1 protein-coding gene is annotated in these 663 nt (G+C 36.2%); it reads left to right on the forward strand.

Annotated features, from left to right (window positions below; translation table 11 throughout):
- The coding region (locus DXA55_RS16910; protein WP_330415370.1) for a nucleotidyltransferase domain-containing protein at window positions 1–642 on the forward strand (642 nt) is incomplete at its 5' end.
- Window positions 643–663: the final 21 nt, after the last annotated feature.

The following is a 663-nucleotide window of genomic DNA, read 5'->3' on the forward strand; positions in this document are numbered from 1 at the left end:
AAATCGGTATTTGAGGAGGCGAATGTAATGAAAAGTACGGACAAAATAATAGACTATTTGAAAAAGACTTATCAACCGGAATCGATAATTGTCTATGGTTCTTTTGCTGACGGAAGTGCAAATCTGAATAGTGACTTTGATGCACTTATTATTGCAGGAAAAGAAAAACTGCATGATTCATCTTTTGTTGATGGCGTTGTTCTTGATGTATTTATTTATCCGCCGGATCAGTTCCTGTCGGAGTACGACCCGGCTGAGTTTGCACAGGTGTGGGATGGGAAAATCATACTGGATAAAAACGGAATGGGTGGATGGCTAAAAAAGAATGTACTTGACTATATAGAACATATTCCCTTAAAAACGGCAAAAGATGTTTCGCAGGAAATTAAATGGTGTGAAAAGATGCTGTTACGCACAATGCGAGGAGATGTTGAAGGTTACTATCGTTGGCATTGGTTATTGTGTGACAGCCTTGAAATATATTTTGATATAAAAGGCATACACTATTATGGTCCCAAAAAAGCATTACATTTTATGGAAGAAAGCGATTCAGAAGCGTTTCATATATATTCGAAAGCCTTGTTGGAGTTTAATCAAGAAGGGTTATCCGACTGGATAAATTACTTGAAAACCATTTTTTAAGATTTACAATTTCAAGTTTGT

The organism is Blautia sp. OF03-13, from assembly GCF_003460685.1.
Taxonomy (GTDB): domain Bacteria; phylum Bacillota; class Clostridia; order Lachnospirales; family Lachnospiraceae; genus Fusicatenibacter; species Fusicatenibacter saccharivorans.